Origin of the sequence: Rathayibacter sp. AY1C2 (assembly GCF_002931195.1) — a bacterium.
In the GTDB taxonomy this organism is placed as follows: domain Bacteria; phylum Actinomycetota; class Actinomycetes; order Actinomycetales; family Microbacteriaceae; genus Rathayibacter.
Genome location: NZ_PSWG01000002.1, coordinates 163,180 through 180,960, shown reverse-complemented (window position 1 = coordinate 180,960; position 17,781 = coordinate 163,180). Strand labels below are relative to the sequence as shown.

The window sequence follows — 17,781 nt, the reverse complement described above, 5'->3', positions numbered from 1 at the left end:
CCCGTCGCATCCCTCGGCGCCTGCCACCGCGGCGGAGGAGGTCGTCCTCGCACCAGCGGGAACCGGTGCCGTCGCCTGGTCCCGTCCCGGTCGCCAAGCCTAGCCCCGTTCCCTGCACGGCCGACCCGGGGCCGCGCCGGAGTAGCGTTTCCCCCATGCGTTTCTCCGGCGGAACACCCTCAGGCGACCTCACCTACTCGGACGTCTTCCTCGTCCCCGGCCGCTCGTCGGTGACGAGCCGCCTCGACGTCTCGCTCGCCCCGGGCGACGGCACCGGGGCGACGATCCCCGTCGTCTCCTCCAACATGAACTCGGTCACCGGTCAGCGCCTCGCAGCGACGCTCGCGCGCCGGGGCGGGCTCGGCGTCCTCCCGCAGGACATGCCCCTGCAGGCGCTGGACGCCGCGATCCGCTGGGTGAAGCGCCAGCCGGTCGCCTTCTCCGGCGCCCTCACCGCCTCGCCGGCGACGACCGTGGAGGAGGCGCTGCGCATCCTGCCGGCCGTCGCCGGCCACGGCTTCGTGGTGCAGGAGGAGGGCGGCGCGATCCTCGGCTGCGTCCCGGCCTCGCGCCTGGCGACCGCGCTGCCGGACGCGCGCCTGGGCGACCTGGTCCACTCCGCCACGCCCTCGATCGACGCCGACGACGTGCCCACCGCGCGGGCCGCCTTCGACCTCATGGTGGCCGCCGACCTCGACTTCGCCCCGGTGCTGCACCACGGCGCCCTGGTCGGCACGCTGTCGCGCACCGGCGCCCTCCGCTCCACCGTCTACGACCCGGCGCTCGACGCGGACGGGCGTCTGCGCGTCGCGGCGGCGATCGGCATCAACGGCGACGTCGAGGCGAAGGCGCGCGCGCTCGTCTCCGCGGGCGTCGACGTCCTCGTCCTCGACACCGCGCACGGCCACCAGGAGGGGATGCTCCGGGCGCTCCGGACGGTCTCCGCGCTCGATCTCGGAGTGCCGATCGCGGCGGGCAACGTCGTCACGGCCGACGCGGTGCACGACCTCGTCGACGCGGGAGCGGACATCCTCAAGGTCGGCGTCGGCCCCGGCGCGATGTGCACCACCCGGATGATGACCGCGGTCGGCCGCCCGCAGTTCTCGGCCGTCCTCGAGACGGCCGAGCGCGCGCACGAGCTGGGCGCCCACGTCTGGGCGGACGGCGGGGTGCGCTACCCGCGCGACGTCGCCCTCGCGCTGGCCGCGGGCGCCGCCTCCGTGATGATCGGCTCCTGGTTCGCCGGCACGATCGAGGCTCCGGGGGAGCTGCGCAGCGACGCGGCCGGCCGGGTCTACAAGGAGAGCTGGGGCATGGCCTCGGCGAAGGCGGTGCAGGAGCGCTTCGACCGCCTCGACGCGTACGAGCTCGCCCGCAAGCGCCTCTTCGCCGAGGGCATCTCCTCCTCCACCATCTACCTCGATCCGCTGCGGCCCTCGGTCGAGGACCTGCTCGACATGATCACCTCGGGGGTCCGCTCGTCCTTCACCTACGCCGGCGCCCGGAGCGTGGCCGACTTCCACGAGCGGGCGCACGTGGGCCTGCAGTCGGCCGCGGGCTACGAGGAGGGCAAGGCGCTGCCGGTCAGCTGGTGAGCGGGCGCCGCGTGCTAGAACCGAGCCCATGACCATCGTCGACAACGCCGTGTACGTCGACGGCCGCCGCATCCGGAACCCTGACTCGCTCGAGGACACCTTCGAGCTGATGCGCGACGAGCACGGCATGGCCTGGATCGGCCTCTACCGCCCGACGCGCGAGGAGGTCGAGGCGGTCGCCGAGGAGTTCGGGCTGCACCCGCTCGCCGTCGAGGACGCGCTGAGCGGGCACCAGCGGGCCAAGCTCGAGCGCTACGACGACGGGCTCTTCGTCGTGCTGCGGCCGGCGCGCTACGCGGACGCCGCCGAGACGGTCGTCTTCGGCGAGCTGCACGTCTTCGTCGGCCCCGACTTCGTGGTGACCATCCGGCACGCCGACTCCCCGGACCTCGCCCGCGTGCGCCGCCGCCTGGAGGAGGATCCGGCCCTCCTCGCCCGCGGGCCCGAAGCGGTGCTCTACGCGATCCTCGACCAGGTAGTCGACGAGTACGCGCCGGTGGTGTTCGGCGTCCAGGGCGACGTGGACGAGATCGAGGACCAGCTCTTCGGCGACGACTCGGACGACGGGCTCTCCGAGCGCATCTACCGGCTCTCGCGCGAGGTCATCCACTTCCAGCGCTCGGTGCAGCCGTTGACCGCCCTGCTGCACGAGCTGCTGCAGGAGTCGACGCCCGTGGAGGGGGAGCCCTCGCCCTCGCCGGAGCGGATCGAGCTGCGCCGCTCCCTCCGCGACGTGCTCGACCACACCATCCGCGTGACGGAGGCGGTCGACTCCCTGCGCGCGATCCTCGACAAGGCGCTCACGGTGCACTCGACGCTCGTCTCGCGCCGGCAGACCGAGACCGGGCTCGCCCAGAACGACGTGGTCCGCAAGATCTCCTCGTGGGCGGCGATCCTCTTCGCCCCGACGCTCGTGGCCGGCATCTACGGGATGAACTTCGACGACATGCCGGAGCTGCACTGGCGGCTCGGCTACCCCTGGGCGCTGGGCCTGATGGTGCTGTTCGGCTTCGCGCTCTACGCGGTGTTCAAGCGGAAGAAGTGGCTCTGAGCCGCCGCGTCGGAGCACGCCCGGCGGCGCTCCGCGGCGGGTAGACTCGGCGCCACAATGGACGACCCTCCCTCTGCGCATCCGGCCTGTTCCGCTCACTGCCGTGCTCCTCGGACTCCTGCTCGACGCTCCGGTGCCGCCGCTCCGCCGGCCCGCACCGTCCGGCCCTCCTCGCACCTCCCTCTCGTGACCGGGGGCGACCAGCGTGGGAACTGAGTGGCTCCTCCTCGGCGTCGGCCTGCTGCTGACCCTGGGCACCGGCGTCTTCGTCGCCAGCGAGTTCGCGCTGGTGAACCTCGACCGGGCCGACCTCGAGGCCCGTCGCGACCGCGGCGAGACGCGCCTGGGCATGACCATCGCGGCCCTGCGCGTCACCTCCACGCACCTCTCGAGCGCGCAGCTGGGCATCACCCTCACGACGCTGCTCACCGGCTACACGATGGAGCCCGCCCTCTCGACGCTGCTCCAGGAGCCGTTCAGCGGACTCGGCATCCCGGAGGAGGCGCTCGCGCCGGTCATGACGGTGGTCGCCATCGTCATCGCGACCCTGCTGTCGATGATCCTCGGCGAGCTGGTCCCCAAGAACTTCGCCCTCGCTCTGCCGCGGGCGACCGCGAAGCTCGTCGTGCCGCTGCAGACCGCGTTCACGACGGTGTTCCGCCCGGCCGTCGCCCTGCTGAACGGCAGCGCGAACGCCCTGCTGCGCCTGGTCGGCATCGAGCCGAAGGAGGAGCTCTCGGGCGCCCGCAGCGCCGAGGAGCTCTCGAGCCTCGTGCGCCACTCCGCCAGCGCCGGACTGCTCGAGGAGGACACGGCCGACCTGCTCGGGCGCACCCTCCGCTTCTCCGCCCTCACCGCGGGCGACGTGATGACGCCGCGCCTGCGCCTGTCGACGGTCGAGCGCGCGAGCACCGCGCAGGACGTGCTCGACCTCGCCCGCACCACCGGGTTCTCGCGCTTCCCGATCACGGACGACGACATCGACGACATCGTCGGAGTCGTGCACGTCAAGCAGGCCGTCGCCGTGCCCCGCGGCAAGAGGTCCGACGTGCCGGTCACGGCGCTGCGCTCCGAGCCGCTCCGCGTCCCCGAGACCATGAAGCTCGACGTGCTGCTCACGGAGCTGCGCGGACGCGGCTTCCAGCTCGCGGTCGTCGTCGACGAGTACGGCGGGACGGCGGGCGTCGCCACGCTCGAGGACCTGGTCGAGGAGCTGGTCGGCGAGGTCGCCGACGAGCACGACCGCTCCCGGGCCGACGTCGTCAAGCTCCCCGGCTCCACCACCTTCCCCGGCATGCTCCGCCCCGACGAGGTCCTCGACCGCGCCGGCGTGCACATCCCCGAGGAGGGGCCCTACGAGACGGTCGCCGGATTCGTGATGAGCGAGCTCGGCCGCCTCCCCGCCGTCGGCGACAGGGTCGACGTCGAGGGCGGGTCTCTGCGCGTCGAGCGCCTGGACGGCCGCCGCATCGACCGCCTCCGCTTCACGCCCGATCCCGACGCGGATCCCGACGGGATCCCCGACCCGCTCGCCGACGTCGCCCGCGGACACCGCGGACGGAAGGAGTCCGACGATGAGTGACTGGGCCGGAATCGCCTGGCTCGTGGTGCTCCTCGCCGCGAACGCCTTCTTCGTCGGAGCGGAGTTCGCGGTCATCTCCGCGCGCCGCTCTCAGATCGAGCCCCTCGCGGAGAGCGGACGCCGCAGCGCGATCACCGCGCTCGCCGCGATGGAGCACGCCACACTGATGCTCGCGACCACGCAGCTGGGCATCACCGTCTGCTCGCTGCTGATCCTCAACGTGAGCGAGCCGGCGATCCACCACCTGCTCGAGGTGCCGCTGCACGCCGTCGGCATCCCCGACGAGCTCTCCGGCACCGTCGCCTTCGTCATCACGCTGCTGATCGTGTCGTTCCTGCACGTGGTGCTCGGCGAGATGGTCCCCAAGAACATCTCGTTCTCGATGCCCGACCGCGCCGTGCTCCTCCTGGCGCCGCCGCTCGTCGCCATCGCCCGGGTCCTCCGCCCGATCATCGTCGCCCTCAACGCGGTCTCGAACGGAGTGCTCCGCCTCTTCAAGGTGGAGCCCAAGGACGAGGCGAACAGCACGTTCACGCTCGAGGAGGTGCAGACGATCGTCGACCAGTCCACCCGCGAGGGCACACTCCGCGACTCGACCGGGACCCTCCTCGCCGCGTTCGAGTTCACCGAGAAGAAGGTCCACGACGTCGCCCTGCCCCTCGACGGAATCGTCAGCCTCCCCAGCGGAGCGACCCCCGCCGACGTCGAGCGCGCCGTCGCCAAGCACGGCTTCTCGCGCTACGTGATCCTCGGGGAGGACGGCACCCCCGAGGGCTACATCCACCTCAAGGACGTCCTCGACCTCGACGGCGACACGGAGGGCGCCAAGTTCCGCCTCCCCGTCCCCGCCAAGCGCATCCGCCAGCTCGCCTCTATCTTCGAGGCCACCGACCTCGAGGACGCCCTCGCGATCATGCGGCGCACCGGCGCCCACCTCGCCCGCGCGTTCGACGAGCAGGGCCGCGCCACCGGAGTGCTGTTCCTCGAGGACATCATCGAGGAGCTCGTCGGCGAAGTCGACGACGCCACCCGCCGCTAGGCGCGGGCCGCGGAGGGGCCGTCTGCGGCGTTGTCGTCGGGCGCGATACCGCCGGTATCGCTTCCTCCTCCGCCTTGCATCCGACCCCTCCTCGGCCCGCGCCCGCGGGTGCTGGAGGGGGCGTTGTCGTCGGGCGCGATACCGCCGCTACCGCTTCCTCCTCCGCCTTGCGACTGCCCCCTCCAGCACCCGCGCCCCTCTGGAGCAAGGGGAGAGGGGCGCGGCTGCGCCGGCACCAGTGCGCCAGCGCCGGCACCAGTGCGCCAGCGGCGGCACCGGGCGGCTCCGTCGCAGGGCGACGTAGGGTGGCGGGATGGGTGAGCGGGTCGGGACGGCGGAGGCGGCGCGGAGCATCAGGGTGCCGCGGGAGGACGACGACAAGTACACGCGCGGGGTGCTGGGGATCGCGACCGGGTCGGAGCGGTACCCGGGAGCGGCGGTGCTCGGCGTCGAGGCGGCGGTGCGGACGGGAGTCGGCATGGTCCGCTACCTCGGACCGGAGCGGCCCGCGGGACTGGTGCTCGCCCGGCGGCCGGAGGTCGTGACGACGGTGGGACGCGTGCAGGCCTGGCTCGTCGGCTCCGGCACCAGCGCCGAGGACCGCAGCGACGAGGAGCGGCGCACCCTGATCGAGCAGCTGCACTCGGGAGTCCCGGTGGTGCTCGACGCGGGCGCGCTCGACCTGATCGACGAGGCCGCAGGCCCGGTCGTCATCACGCCGCACTACCGCGAGCTCGCCGGAGTGCTCGGCCGAGCGGGTCTGGACGCGGACGCCGCGACGATCGCCGAGGCCCCGGGGGAGTGGGCGCGCCGGGCGGCGGACCGCCTCGGAGTCTGCGTGCTCCTCAAGGGCGGCACCACCCACGTCGTCGCGGGCGGCGTCGAGCTCGAGGTCTCCGGATCGACGCCCTGGCTGGCGACCGCGGGCAGCGGCGACGTCCTCGGCGGCGTGCTCGGCGCACTCCTCGCCGGTCGGGCCGCGGACGCCGAGGCGGCCGGGGCGACTCTGACCGCGGAGGACCTCGCCCCCGTGGCCGCCGCGGCCGCCGTCTTGCAGGCGGAGGCCGGACGGAGCGCCTCCGCCGGCGGCCCGATCGCCGCGCTCGACATCGCGGAGCACCTGCCCGGAGTGGTCGCCGCACTCCTGCGCTGACACGCCCGTCGGACGAGCGCTGAACCGAACCGGGACCGCCGCCGTTGTCCTGGGGGAAGCGACGCCCGCGGCCCGGCTCACCGGCTCCGCACCGCCGCCTCATCGGGTGCTCGAAGCGAGCACCTCTACCGTCGGATCCGCCGCGTCCGCCTTGACCAGGAGAACAGACATGACCGCGAAGACCACGACTCCCGCCCGCTACGCCCTGACCCTCCTCGCCGGCGCCGGCACCCTCGCCGCGCTCGCCGCCTGCTCCAGCACCACCACGACCGGGAGCGACGCCGCCGACGCGGCGACCACCACCGCTCCGAGCACCGCCACCAGCTCCGCCCCCGAGGCCACCGGCGCCGCGTCCTCCGCCGCGAGCGGCAGCAGCTACGCCGACGGCACCTACGAGGCCGAGGGCGCCTACACCTCGCCCGGAGGGAACGAGAAGGTGGGCGTCTCGCTGACCCTCGCCGACGGCGTCGTCACCGACGTGACCGTGACCCCGGAGTCGGAGAACCCCACCGGCCAGCAGTACCAGTCGCGCTTCGCGGGTGGCATCGCGGGCGAGGTCGTCGGCAAGCAGCTCGACGAGCTGAAGGTCTCCAAGGTGTCGGGGTCCTCCCTCACCTCCGGCGGCTTCAACGACGCCGTCGAGACCATCAAGGCCGATGCCACGGCCTGACGCCCCGACGGTCCTCGGCCACGCGTGGCGGTTCGACGCGATCGGCACCGGCTGGCAGATCGACACCGCCGAGCCGCTCGAGCCCTTCCACCGCTCGCGGGTCGAGGCGCGCATCGCGGAGTACGACCGCACCTGGTCGCGGTTCCGTGACGACTCCGCCGTCTCGCAGCTGCGGGTCGGAGGCGAGCACGTCTTCCCCGACGAGGCGGCCGACCTCTTCGCACTGTACGACGTGCTCGACGAGCTGACCGGCGGGGCGGTCACCCCCTTCGTCGGCGGCTCTCTCGAGCAGCTCGGCTACGACTCCGCGTACACCCTCGTCCCGCGCGGACCCGCCGTCCCCGCTCCCTCCTGGGCCGCCGCCCGACGCGGGGCGGCGGGACTGCGGGTCGAGCCCGGGACCGTCGTCGACGTCGGCGCCGCGGGCAAGGGCCAGCTCGTCGACCTCGTCCTCGAGGAGCTCGACGGAGCCGGGCCCGCCGTCGTCGACGCGAGCGGCGACCTCCGGGGCATCGGAGCCGGACCCGTCCGGGTCGGCCTCGAGCACCCGTGGGACCCGAGCAGCGCACTGGGAGTGGCGGTGCCCGGCGACCGCGCGCTCTGCGGCTCGGCGAGCAACCGCCGCGCCTGGGGCAGCGGCCTCCACCACGTCCTCGACGGGCGGACCGGAGCTCCTGTCGAGAGCATCGTCGCCGCCTGGGCGGTGGCCGACACGGCCCTCGTCGCCGACGGGCTCGCGACCGCGCTGTTCGTCTGTCCGCCCGAGGCCCTCGCCGAGCGCTTCGACTTCGAGTTCGTCCGCGTCCGCAGCGACGGCACCCTCCACTACTCGCCTTCCTTCCCCGGAGAGGTCTTCCGATGATCGGCACCTTCGACCGCGCCCTCGGCCGCGTCACCACCTACCGGCTGGTCTGGATGACGCTCGCCGCGCTCCTGCTCGTCGCCGTCGGCTACGCCGCAGCCGGCCTGATCTTCTCGACGCCGCTCGAGATCCTCGGCACGACGCTCGTCGCCGTCGCCTCGACGGCCCTGGTCAGCGCGGTCCTCGCGCGGCTGTTCCGCAGCCGCGCGCACCTGGAGTCCTCGCTCGTCACCGGTCTGCTGATCGCCTGCCTGCTCTTCCCGACGGCCGACCCCCGCGGGCTCGCCGTGATCGCGCTCGTCGGCGCGATCGCCGCCGCGTCCAAGTACGTCCTGGCCTGGCGGGGCCGCCACCTCTTCAACCCGGCCGCGGTCGCCGTGCTGATCATCGGCTTCACCGGGCTCAACGCCGGAGCCTGGTGGATCGCCAGTGGCGCGATCTGGCCGTTCGTCGTCGTGGGTTCCCTCCTGATCGTCGCGCGGGTCCGCCGCTGGGCCGTCTTCGCCGTCTTCGTCGTCGTCGCCGGCGGGGTGTCCGTGCAGCAGGCGGTGCAGAACGGCCAGGACCTCGGCGCCGCGGCGGCTCTGGTCCTCACGGCCTACCCCTTCGTCTTCGCCGGCGCCTTCATGCTGACGGAGCCGCTCACGCTCGCGCCGCGCCGCTCGCAGCAGCTGATCATCGCGGTCGTCGCAGCGCTCGTGGCGAGCGTCCCCTTCCACATCGGCGTCGTCTCCGCCACTCCGGAGCTGGGCCTCGTGGTCGGCAACGCCCTCGCGTTCGCCTTCGCATTCCGCCAGCGTCGGCGGCACACGCTCGAGCTCGCCTCGACCCGCGTGCTGGCGCCGGGCATCGCGGAGTACCGCTTCCGCTCCCGCTCGCCGCTGACCTTCGAGCCGGGCCAGTGGCTCGAGCTCGACCTGCCGCACCGCGCCGACAGCCGGGGCAGCCGGCGCACCTTCTCGGTCTCCTCCGCTCCGTCCGACGGCGAGATCGCGATCGCCCTGCGGATGCCGGAGAAGGCGAGCAGCTTCAAGCGCGCCCTCGCCGCTCTGGAGCCCGGCGACTCGCTCCGGGCGACGAGCGTCGGCGGTGACTTCGTCCTGCCTGCCGATCCCGCCGTGCCACTGCTGCTGGTGGCGGGCGGCATCGGGATCACCCCGTTCGCCAGTCAGCTCCGCTCGCTCGCGGACGGTCCGCGGCGCGACGTCGTCGTCGTGGTCGCCGCGCCGAGCCTCGCCGAGGTCGCGTACCGCGACCTGCTGCAGGAGTCGGGGGCCCGGGTCGTGCTCTGCTCGAAGGAGGCGCCGACCGACCTGCCCGCACGGTGGTCGCACGTCACAGGCCGACTGACCGCCGAGCTGCTCGCGGACGCGGTGCCGGACGCCGGCCGCCGCGTGGGCTACGTCTCCGGGTCGCCGTCGTTCGTCGACTCGGTTCGCGGCGCCCTGCGCGGTGCCGGGGCGAAGCGGATCCGCACCGACGCGTTCGCCGGCTACTGAGTTCATCGGGTCGTGATGCCGGCTGCTGACGCCCGGCGGCGACCGACGCCGCCGGGGGACCGATGCCCGGCGGGAGCGGCGCTCTCAGGCGGGCTCAGGTGCTGCCAGGGTCCCGTTCAGCGGCCCCTCTACAATGACGCGGTGCCGTCCTCCCCTCCTCGAGCGTCCTCCCGCCCCCTCGCCCGGCTGCGCGAGAACCGCGACTCCGTCGCCGTGCTCTGGGGCGCCTTCGCGCTGGTGCACGTGGTGCTCTCCCTCCTGGCGCTGTTCGCTCCGGGTCTGCCGATGGGCGACGTCAGCATCGTCTACAAGGAGTGGATGAGGACCGCCGTCGAGGGCGGCGGCATCGCCGGGATCGACACGGGCTGGGTCTACCCGATCCTCGCCTGGGGCCCGATCGCCGCCTCCTGGCTCTTCGGCTCGGCGGGCTACGACCTGATGTGGCTCGTCCTCGTCGCGCTCGCCGATGCCGCCGCCTTCGCCCTGCTGCTGCGCGGCCGGTCGGCACCGCGCCTCGCGGCGGCGCGCTGGTGGCTGCTGTTCCTCGTCCTCCTCGGGCCGATCGCCATCGGCCGCATCGACGCCTTCACCGCGCCGCCGGCCATCGCCGGGATGCTCTGGGCTGCGACCCGTCCGGGCGTCGCGGCGCTGCTGCTGACCGTGGCCACCTGGATCAAGGTGTGGCCGGCCGCGATCCTCGCCGCTGCCGTGCTGGTCCTGCGCGGACGGCTGCGGATGGTCCTCGTCCCCGCGGTCGCCTCCGTGATCATCGTGCTCGCGGTCGTCCTCGTCGGTGGCGGGGACCAGGTCTTCAGCTTCGTCACCGATCAGACCGATCGGGGCCTCCAGATCGAGGCCGTCGTGAGCACTCCCTGGATGTGGCTGTCGGTCCTCCCGGGATCGGGGAGCTACGTCTACTACGCCGCCGACATCAACACCTTCGAGATGCACGGGCCCGGCACCGAGTTCGCGGCGAGCCTGATGACCCCGCTGCTCGCTCTGGCCATGCTCGGCGTGGCCCTGCTGGGTGCCCGTGCTCTCGCCCGCCGGGCGGACCCCGCGAGGCTGTTCCCGCTGCTCGCGCTGACCTTCGTGGTCGTGTTCATCGACACCAACAAGGTGCTCTCGCCGCAGTACATCGTCTGGCTCGCGCCGCCGGTGATCGCCGGGCTGATCGCGTGCCGCGACGGCGCGTTCGACCGGCCCGCGAAGCTGACCCTCGTCACTGCGGCTCTGACCCAGGTGGTCTACCCGTACCTCTACCTCTTCCTCCTCTGGTCGCACTGGTGGATGGTGCTCGTGCTGACCGTGCGGAACATCCTCCTCGTGGTGCTGCTCGGCTGGCTGCTGCGCGAGCTGTGGAGGATGGGGACGGCGCGGGTCGTCGCACCCGGCGCCACGACTTCCGCGTCGTCGCTGACCGGCGAGACCCGCCTGGCGCCCCAGGGCTCGTAGGCTCGGAGGGCGCGGGGCCGGCACGCGGTGCGCGCAGTCAAGGAGGCTCCCATGCTCGTCGCATTCTCGGTCGCACCGTCCGGGGGCGAGGCGCCCGACGCGTCCGTCCACGACGCCGTCGCCGCCGCCGTCCGCATCGTCCGCGAGAGCGGCCTGCCGTCGCGGACGACCTCGATGTTCACCGAGATCGAGGGGGAGTGGGACGAGGTCTTCGACGTCGTCAAGCGCGCGACGGAGGCCGTCGGAGCGTTCGGGACGCGCGTGTCGCTCGTCCTGAAGGCGGACATCCGCCCCGGCTACTCGGGCGAGATCGACGGCAAGATCGCCCGGCTGAACGACGCGCTGGGGGAGTAGCGGGTCCGCGCCGAGACCTCTCGTGTCCGGGCTTTCTCGAATCGATTCGACATCCGCCCGATCCTGAGTAGCCTTGACCGGTGACGCTCTCGCCCGCTCGGACCCGCCTCGCCCTGCTCGCCCTCGCGATGGGGGGCTTCGGCATCGGCTCGACCGAGTTCGTCGCGATGGGGCTCCTCCCGCAGCTCGCCGCCGACCTCCTCCCCGGGGTCTGGGCCGTGAGCCAGGAGCAGGCCGTCTCGCAGGCCGGGATGCTGATCTCGGCCTACGCACTCGGCGTCGTGGTCGGCGCCCCCACCATCGCCGCCGCAGCGGCGCGCTGGCCGCGCAAGAGGCTCCTCCTGACCCTCCTCGTCGCCTTCACCGTCGGGACGATCGGCTCGGCGCTGCTCCCGAGCTTCCCGCTCGTCCTCGCCGCGCGCTTCGTCGCCGCGCTCCCGCACGGCGCCTACTTCGGCATCGCCTCCCTGGTCGCCGCCGACCTGATGGGTCCCGGCAAGCGCGGCAAGGGAGTCGCGTTCGTCCTCTCCGGGCTCACGATCGCGAACGTCGTCGGCGTGCCCGCGATCACCTGGGTCGGGCAGGTGGCCGGCTGGCGCACCGCCTACCTCGTGGTCGCAGTGCTCTTCGCGCTGACCGTCGTGGCCGTCCAGCTTCTGGTGCCCGCGCAGCCCGGGAATCCGGCGGCGACCGTCCGCAACGAGCTGCGGGCGTTCGGGCGCCTGCAGGTCTGGATGACCCTGCTCGTCGGCGCCATCGGCTTCGGCGGACTCTTCGCGATGTACAGCTACATCTCGCCGCTCGCGACCGAGGTGACGGGCCTGCCGCTCGGCGCTGTCCCGTGGATCCTGGTCGTCATCGGCCTCGGGATGACCGTCGGCAACCTCGTCGGCGGCTGGGCCGCCGACCGCGACGTGCGGCGGGCGCTGGTGGTGTTCTTCGCCGGCGTCGGCGTCTCGCTGATCGGACTCGCGCTGTCGGCCTCGTCGGTCGTCGGCCTGGTGGTGTTCGCGTTCCTCTCGGCGGGCTTCTCGGCGGCCGCGTCGCCCGCGATCCAGACCCGGCTGATGGACGTGGCGCGCGACAGCCAGACGATCGCGGCCGCGCTCAACCACTCCGCCCTCAACATCGGCAACTCGGTGGGTGCCGCGCTCGGCGGCCTGACGATCGCCGCCGGACTGGGCTACCTGTCTCCCATCTGGGTCGGCGTGGGCCTGACCGCGGCCGGAATCGTGCTCGCCGTCGGCAGCATCGCGATCGACCGCACCCGGGGCACGGTCTACCCGGTCCACCGCGAGCCCGCCCAGCCGGGCACCGGCGGCATCCCGGTCGACGCGCTGTAAGCAGAGCGCGGCCCGGGCCTCTGGAAGACTCTCGGCATGCGCGCCGTGAGCTACTCGTCCTTCTCCGCCCTCCCCGCGATCGTCGAGGTCCCGGAGCCCGTCTGCCCCGTCGACGGCGTCGTCGTCCGCGTCGCGGCGACCGGGGTGTGCCGGAGCGACTGGCACGCGTGGAAGGGGCACGACGACTCGGTCGTCCTGCCGCAGATCCCCGGGCACGAGTTCGCTGGGACGGTGATCGCGACGGGAGCCGAGGTGTCGCTCTTCGCGGTCGGCGACCGGGTCACGGCGCCGTTCGTGTTCGCCTGCGGCGACTGCGAGCAGTGCCGGGAGGGGGCGACGCAGGTGTGCCTCCGGCAGCAGCAGCCGGGATTCACCCTCGACGGGTCGTTCGCCGAGGCGGTGGCCGTGCCGGGTGCGGATCTCAACCTGGTGCGACTGCCCGACTCCGTCGGCTTCGTCGAGGCGGCCGGTCTCGGCTGCCGCTTCGGGACCGCGTACCACGCCCTGCACGAGCGCGGCCGGGTCGCCCCGGGGGAGTGGGTCGCGGTGCTGGGCTGCGGCGGAGTCGGCCTCTCCGCGGTGATCGTCGCGCTCGCGGCCGGGGCCCGCGTGGTGGCGTCGGACGTCTCCGCCCCGGCGCGGGAGGCCGCGGCCGCGCTCGGGGCGGTGACCGTCCCCGGAAGCGAGGGTGCCGCCGAGGCGATCCGGGCGGCGACCGGAGGAGGGGCGCATCTGGCGGTCGACGCCGTGGGCAGCAGGGTCACCGCGGAGGCGTCGATCGCCGCCCTGCGTCCGCGCGGCCGGCACGTGCAGGTGGGTCTGCTGCTCGGGCCCGACGCCGCACCGGCGATCCCGCTCGGCCGGGTCATCGCCCAGGAGCTGGAGCTGCTGGGCAGCCACGGCATCGCCCGGAGCGGCTACACGGCCCTCCTCGACGACGTCGTCGCCGGCCGTCTGCGCCCCGCCGACTCCGTCGGCCGCACCATCGCCTTCGAGGACCTGCCCGCCGCCCTCGTCGCGATGGACGCCCCCGCCGCCACGCCCGGCATGACGGTCGCCGTCCTGGCCCCCTGACGCGGGCCCGCAGGAGCACTCGCAGTCCCGGTCCGGTGGGTCTCGATGCCCAGCGTCCCGCGGCATCTCGACCAGCATCGACCCGTTGTCCGTGCCTGGCGGGTCTCGATACGCCGCGTCCCGCGGCGACTCGACCGGCACGACTCGGGCACGCCCTTCCGGCTCGACTGCAGGAGCAGGTGGCCGCCGCTCGACGAGGTGGAGTCCGCCGACAGCGATCCGCGTGTCAGCGGATCGATGCCGGGCGACGCACCCCGCTCCGCGGAACGCACCACGTCGTGAAGCCGACCGCGCCGCGGCGGGCGGGGACCGCCGCCCCCCTGGAGTCCGCCGACAGTGATCCGCGTGTCAGCGGATCGATGCCGGGCGACGCACCTCGCTCCGCGGAACGCACCACGTCGTGAAGCCGACCGCGCCGTGTCGGGCGGGGACCGCAGCGCCCTCGTGGAGTCCGCCGACAGTGATCCGCGTGTCAGCGGATCGATGCCGGGCGACGCGCCCCGCTCTGCGGAACGCACCCCGTCGTGAAGCCGACCGCGCCGTGTCGGGCGGCGACCGCAGCGCCCTCGTGGAGCCCGCCGACAGCGATCCGCGTGCCGGCGGATCGATGCCGGGCGACGCGCCCCGCTCTGCGGAACGCACCCCGTCGTGAAGCCGACCGCGCCGCGGCGGGCGGCGACCGCAGCGCCCTCGTGGAGCCCGCCGACAGCGATCCGCGTGCCAGCGGATCGATGCCGGGCGACGCGCCCCGCTCTGCGGAACGCACCACGTCGTGAAGCCGACCGCGCCGCGGCGGGCGGGGCTGCCGCCCCCCTGGAGCCCGACGACAGCGATCCGCGTGCCAGCGGATCGATGCCGGGCGACGCACCTCGCTCCGCGGAACGCACCACGTCGTGAAGCCGACCGCGCCGTGGCGGGCAGGGACCGCCACGGAAGAGGACTCAGTCCGTCTCGATGAGGATCCCGTCGTGGATGGCGCGCTTGCGGAGCGCCACCTTCGTGCCGACGTCGATGCCGACGACGCGGTACTTCTCGCGGATCCGCTTGAGGTACGACTTCGCCGTCTCCTCCGAGATGCCCAGCTCGAACGCGACCGACTTCACCGGCTCGCCGCCGCCGTAGAGGGCCATCACTCGGCGCTCCTGCGCGCTGAGCTTCGGCGCTCCGTCGGAGTCGCCGGTGGAGAGCGCCATGTCGAGCTCGTGCGAGATGTAGGAGTGGCCGTCCTTGGCCGCGCGGATCGCCTCGACGATCATGTCCGCGTCCTCGGTCTTCACCAGGTAGCCGAGGGCTCCGGAGGCGAGCGCCTCGCGGACCACGGCGGGCTCGGAGTAGGTGCTCATCAGCACGGTCTTCACCCCGGTGGTCTTGAGGGTCGAGAGCTTCACCGAGATCGGGATGTTGTCCTTGAGGTCGAGGTCGAGGAGGACGACGTCGACGGGGAACTCGGGGTGCGTGAGCAGCTCGGGCCAGGAGGCGACCGCGGCCACCAGCTGGATGTCGGAGGCGGCTCCGCGGATCCACTCCGTGAGCGCTCCGAGGAGCATCTTGTGGTCGTCCACGACCGCGAGAGTGATCTTCGCGTCAGCGGTGAGTGTCATCGGTGTCCTTCGGTCGGCGGTCTCTCGGCGGCTGCTCACCGGTCGGCGGGATTCTCGACCAGGCAGTCGATCTCGATCCGGAGCTCCCCGTCGCGCGAGGTGTCGCGGAAGACGCCGACCTGAGCGATAGCCTCCCACGTCGCAGGATCGACGCCGCGCAAGGGCGCGCCTGAGGAGCGGAGCGTGATCGGCACGAGCAGTCCTCGGGCGGCCGTCCCGGCTCCGGGATCGCGGGGGCTGCCCGACTCGACGTGGAGGACCACGGCGAGCCCGGTCGCGCTGTCGGCCATCAGCCAGATCGCCGAGAGGAGCCCGTCGCGCTGCTGGTGCCCGAGGAGTCCGGCGGTGCCGTCCGGGTCGTCGAGCTCGACGAGCGGCGCGAGCAGCTCGGACTCGAGCACGGCGTGGTGCAGCCAGGTCTCGCGCCGCCCCTCGATGAGGTGGAGGCGGAGCTGGGTGGCGAGCGAGGTCGCGTGGGCGGCGCGCTGGGCGTCGAGGGGCAGGCGGACCGAGCCGTCGCCCACCTCGGCGAGGAGGCGCTCGGCGGCGAGGTCGAGCCGTGCGAGCTCTTCCGAGGCGAGCATCCCGACCGCGTAGCGCGGGCCGAGCGTGGTGCTCTGCACGAGGGCGCGGTCGATCTCGAGCTGGACCATCCGGCGGAATCCGCGCATCATCACGACCACGACGACGGCCGGCGCGATCGTCACCACGAGGGCGCTGATGCGCACCGAGAGCGCGCCCGCGCCGCCCGACTCCATCGAGAGGAACGCGATCACCTCGGCGATCGCGACGAGGGCGCTCACCGCGAGGATCTCGATCCCGCGCCGGTGGACGATCAGCGCGGCGTGCGCGACGGCGCCCGCGACCGCGGCGGTGGGGACGGTGCGGGCCGCGCCGGAGTCGGTCACGGCCACCAGGTCGAGCACGACGGCCGCTCCGACGGCGACGAGGAAGCAGAGGTAGACCGGGAGCGGCAGGCGGCGTCCGCCGAGGTGGATCGCGAGGACGGTGGATCCGAAGGCCAGGACGACGAGGACCCAGGCGATCGCCGCGGGTGCGAGGTCGCTGTAGCGGGCGGAGGTCGAGAGGAAGATCAGCAGCTCGTAGGCGAGGATCGCGGCGGCGATGCCGTTGAGGCCGCTGCCGAGGTAGTTGGTGCCGAGCCCCTCCTGTTGGCGACGGACCGAGCGGGCGGACCGGGAGGAGCGGCCGTGCGTCGCGGGCACGCGTCCCAGCAGCGGGGCCCGCGACTCCGGTGCGGGGCTCACTTCGGGACCTCCAGCACCACGGTCGTCCCCGATCCGGGGGCGCTGAACAGTCTGGTGCGGCCGCCGACGTCGCCGAGCCGGGCGATCACCGACTCCTTGAAGCCGAGCTTCGTGTCGGGGACGGTCGCGATGTCGAAGCCCGCGCCCGCGTCCGTGACCATCGCGCGGACGGTCGTCTCGTCCTCGGTGATCGTCACGTCGGCCGAGGCGACACCGGAGTGGCGGCGCACGTTCTCGAGGCACTCCGCCAGGGCGAGGACGAAGGAGTCGAGGGCCGCGCCGGTGAGCGCCACCTGGCCGGAGCCGTGCCAGATCACGTCGAGCCCCATCCGGCCGAAGCGGTTGCGGACGGTCTCGAGGGTGTTGGCCGCGGGGGCGGAGGTGACGCTGGTCAGCTGGTAGGAGCCGGACGCGCTCGGGGTGGGGGTCCCGCCGAGCCGGAGCTGGCGCAGGAGCTGCGCGTCCTGCGCCGCCTGCTGCCGGAGCGCGTCGACCGACACTCCGCGGCCCGAGTGCGCGAGGAGCGTGAGGGTGGCCAGCACCGTGTCGTGCAGGAGCCGCGCACCCTGCCGGCGCTGCGCCTCCGTCTCGCTGGCGAGGCGCTCCACACGGTGCGCGTTGCCGATGCTGTCGATCCGCCGCACCACCCGAGGGACCGCTGTGCCGATCCAGAGGGCGAATCCGCAGAGCGTGCCCCAGGGCAGCAGGCTCTGGACGACCACGGTGGGGATCATGGTGCCGCTCGAGACGAGCACCGACGGGATCAGGCTCGGGAGGAGCACCGGCAGCAGCAGGAGCAGTCGGCGCGCGGACGTCGTCACGACCACGGCGATGCTCGCGGTCACGGCGTTCGCGGTGTTGACCAGGACGAACCCGGCGAAGTCGGCGCCCGGAGCGAGCCCCAGGGCGAGGCCCCAGCCCAGCAGCAGGCCGCCGACGGCGACCGTGATCACGCGGCTGCGGCGCCCCGTCCGGGCGAGCTCGACGTGGGCGGCCATCATGCCCAGGAGCAGCGCGACGGCGAACGGCACGGCGGCGGGCTGGAGCGTCCCGGGGATGAGGGCCATGCCGAGCCCCCCCGCCTCCGTGAGCAGGCCGATCCCGCAGGCGGAGTGGCGCAGCAGCCGATCGCGCTCGCGGGCGCTGCGGATCATCGGCACGCTCTGGCCCCCTCCGGTCGTGGCGCGGGGCTGGCCCCCGTCTCACGATAGCCACTGGCCGGGCCGGTCGGCGCG

The 17,781-nt window shown here is 73.5% G+C and carries 15 protein-coding genes; 12 read left to right on the top strand and 3 right to left on the bottom strand.

The window, feature by feature from the left end; genetic code table 11:
• Window positions 1–155: 155 nt before the first annotated feature.
• The 12 genes from C5C55_RS02455 to C5C55_RS02400 all read left to right on the top strand — a co-directional run bounded on the left by C5C55_RS02455 (window position 156) and on the right by C5C55_RS02400 (window position 13,677).
• Window positions 156–1,595: a GuaB1 family IMP dehydrogenase-related protein gene (locus C5C55_RS02455; protein ID WP_104232785.1), complete on the top strand. Its 1,440-nt coding sequence runs from the start codon at window positions 156–158 to the stop codon at window positions 1,593–1,595.
• 28 nt (window positions 1,596–1,623) lie between these two features.
• Complete coding sequence (gene corA / locus C5C55_RS02450) at window positions 1,624–2,646, top strand: magnesium/cobalt transporter CorA (protein ID WP_104224113.1); 1,023 nt, start codon at window positions 1,624–1,626, stop codon at window positions 2,644–2,646.
• Window positions 2,647–2,851: 205 nt separating this feature from the next.
• Window positions 2,852–4,228, top strand: a complete 1,377-nt coding sequence (locus tag C5C55_RS02445; RefSeq protein ID WP_104225499.1) for a hemolysin family protein — start codon at window positions 2,852–2,854, stop codon at window positions 4,226–4,228.
• Window positions 4,221–5,267 (top strand): hemolysin family protein, encoded by a 1,047-nt coding sequence (locus tag C5C55_RS02440; protein ID WP_104224111.1) that lies wholly within the window; start codon window positions 4,221–4,223, stop codon window positions 5,265–5,267. Before C5C55_RS02445 ends, C5C55_RS02440 begins: the two co-directional genes overlap by 8 nt.
• A gap of 313 nt (window positions 5,268–5,580) precedes the next feature.
• Entirely contained in the window at window positions 5,581–6,420 is an 840-nt protein-coding gene (locus C5C55_RS02435) for an ADP/ATP-dependent (S)-NAD(P)H-hydrate dehydratase (protein WP_104232784.1), read from the top strand.
• A 169-nt stretch (window positions 6,421–6,589) separates the two neighbouring features.
• Window positions 6,590–7,090, top strand: coding sequence for an FMN-binding protein (locus C5C55_RS02430; protein WP_104224453.1), 501 nt, complete (start codon window positions 6,590–6,592; stop codon window positions 7,088–7,090).
• Complete coding sequence (locus C5C55_RS02425; protein WP_104232783.1) at window positions 7,077–7,952, top strand: FAD:protein FMN transferase; 876 nt, start codon at window positions 7,077–7,079, stop codon at window positions 7,950–7,952. The genes C5C55_RS02430 and C5C55_RS02425 overlap by 14 nt, the downstream gene beginning before the upstream one ends.
• Entirely contained in the window at window positions 7,949–9,451 is a 1,503-nt protein-coding gene (locus C5C55_RS02420; protein ID WP_104232782.1) for an oxidoreductase, read from the top strand. Before C5C55_RS02425 ends, C5C55_RS02420 begins: the two co-directional genes overlap by 4 nt.
• Before the next feature lie 141 nt (window positions 9,452–9,592).
• On the top strand, window positions 9,593–10,906 hold the full coding sequence (locus tag C5C55_RS02415) for a glycosyltransferase 87 family protein (RefSeq protein WP_104329027.1): 1,314 nt from the start codon (window positions 9,593–9,595) through the stop codon (window positions 10,904–10,906).
• 51 nt (window positions 10,907–10,957) lie between these two features.
• Window positions 10,958–11,260 (top strand): thiamine-binding protein, encoded by a 303-nt coding sequence (locus tag C5C55_RS02410; RefSeq protein WP_104224449.1) that lies wholly within the window; start codon window positions 10,958–10,960, stop codon window positions 11,258–11,260.
• Window positions 11,261–11,388: 128 nt separating this feature from the next.
• Entirely contained in the window at window positions 11,389–12,603 is a 1,215-nt protein-coding gene (locus C5C55_RS02405; protein ID WP_104232885.1) for an MFS transporter, read from the top strand.
• 36 nt (window positions 12,604–12,639) lie between these two features.
• Window positions 12,640–13,677: an alcohol dehydrogenase catalytic domain-containing protein gene (locus C5C55_RS02400; RefSeq protein ID WP_104232780.1), complete on the top strand. Its 1,038-nt coding sequence runs from the start codon at window positions 12,640–12,642 to the stop codon at window positions 13,675–13,677.
• Window positions 13,678–14,618: 941 nt separating this feature from the next.
• Here the strand turns inward: C5C55_RS02400 and C5C55_RS02395 are convergent.
• The 3 genes from C5C55_RS02395 to C5C55_RS02385 are packed head-to-tail and all read right to left on the bottom strand — an operon-like array spanning window position 14,619 to window position 17,700.
• Window positions 14,619–15,278 (bottom strand): response regulator, encoded by a 660-nt coding sequence (locus tag C5C55_RS02395; RefSeq protein ID WP_104232779.1) that lies wholly within the window; start codon window positions 15,276–15,278, stop codon window positions 14,619–14,621.
• A gap of 35 nt (window positions 15,279–15,313) precedes the next feature.
• Window positions 15,314–16,546, bottom strand: coding sequence for a hypothetical protein (locus tag C5C55_RS02390; RefSeq protein ID WP_104232778.1), 1,233 nt, complete (start codon window positions 16,544–16,546; stop codon window positions 15,314–15,316).
• Window positions 16,543–17,700 carry a sensor histidine kinase gene (locus tag C5C55_RS02385; RefSeq protein ID WP_104232777.1) on the bottom strand — a complete coding sequence of 386 codons (1,158 nt, stop codon included), beginning with the start codon at window positions 17,698–17,700 and terminating at the stop codon, window positions 16,543–16,545. Before C5C55_RS02385 ends, C5C55_RS02390 begins: the two co-directional genes overlap by 4 nt.
• Window positions 17,701–17,781: the final 81 nt, after the last annotated feature.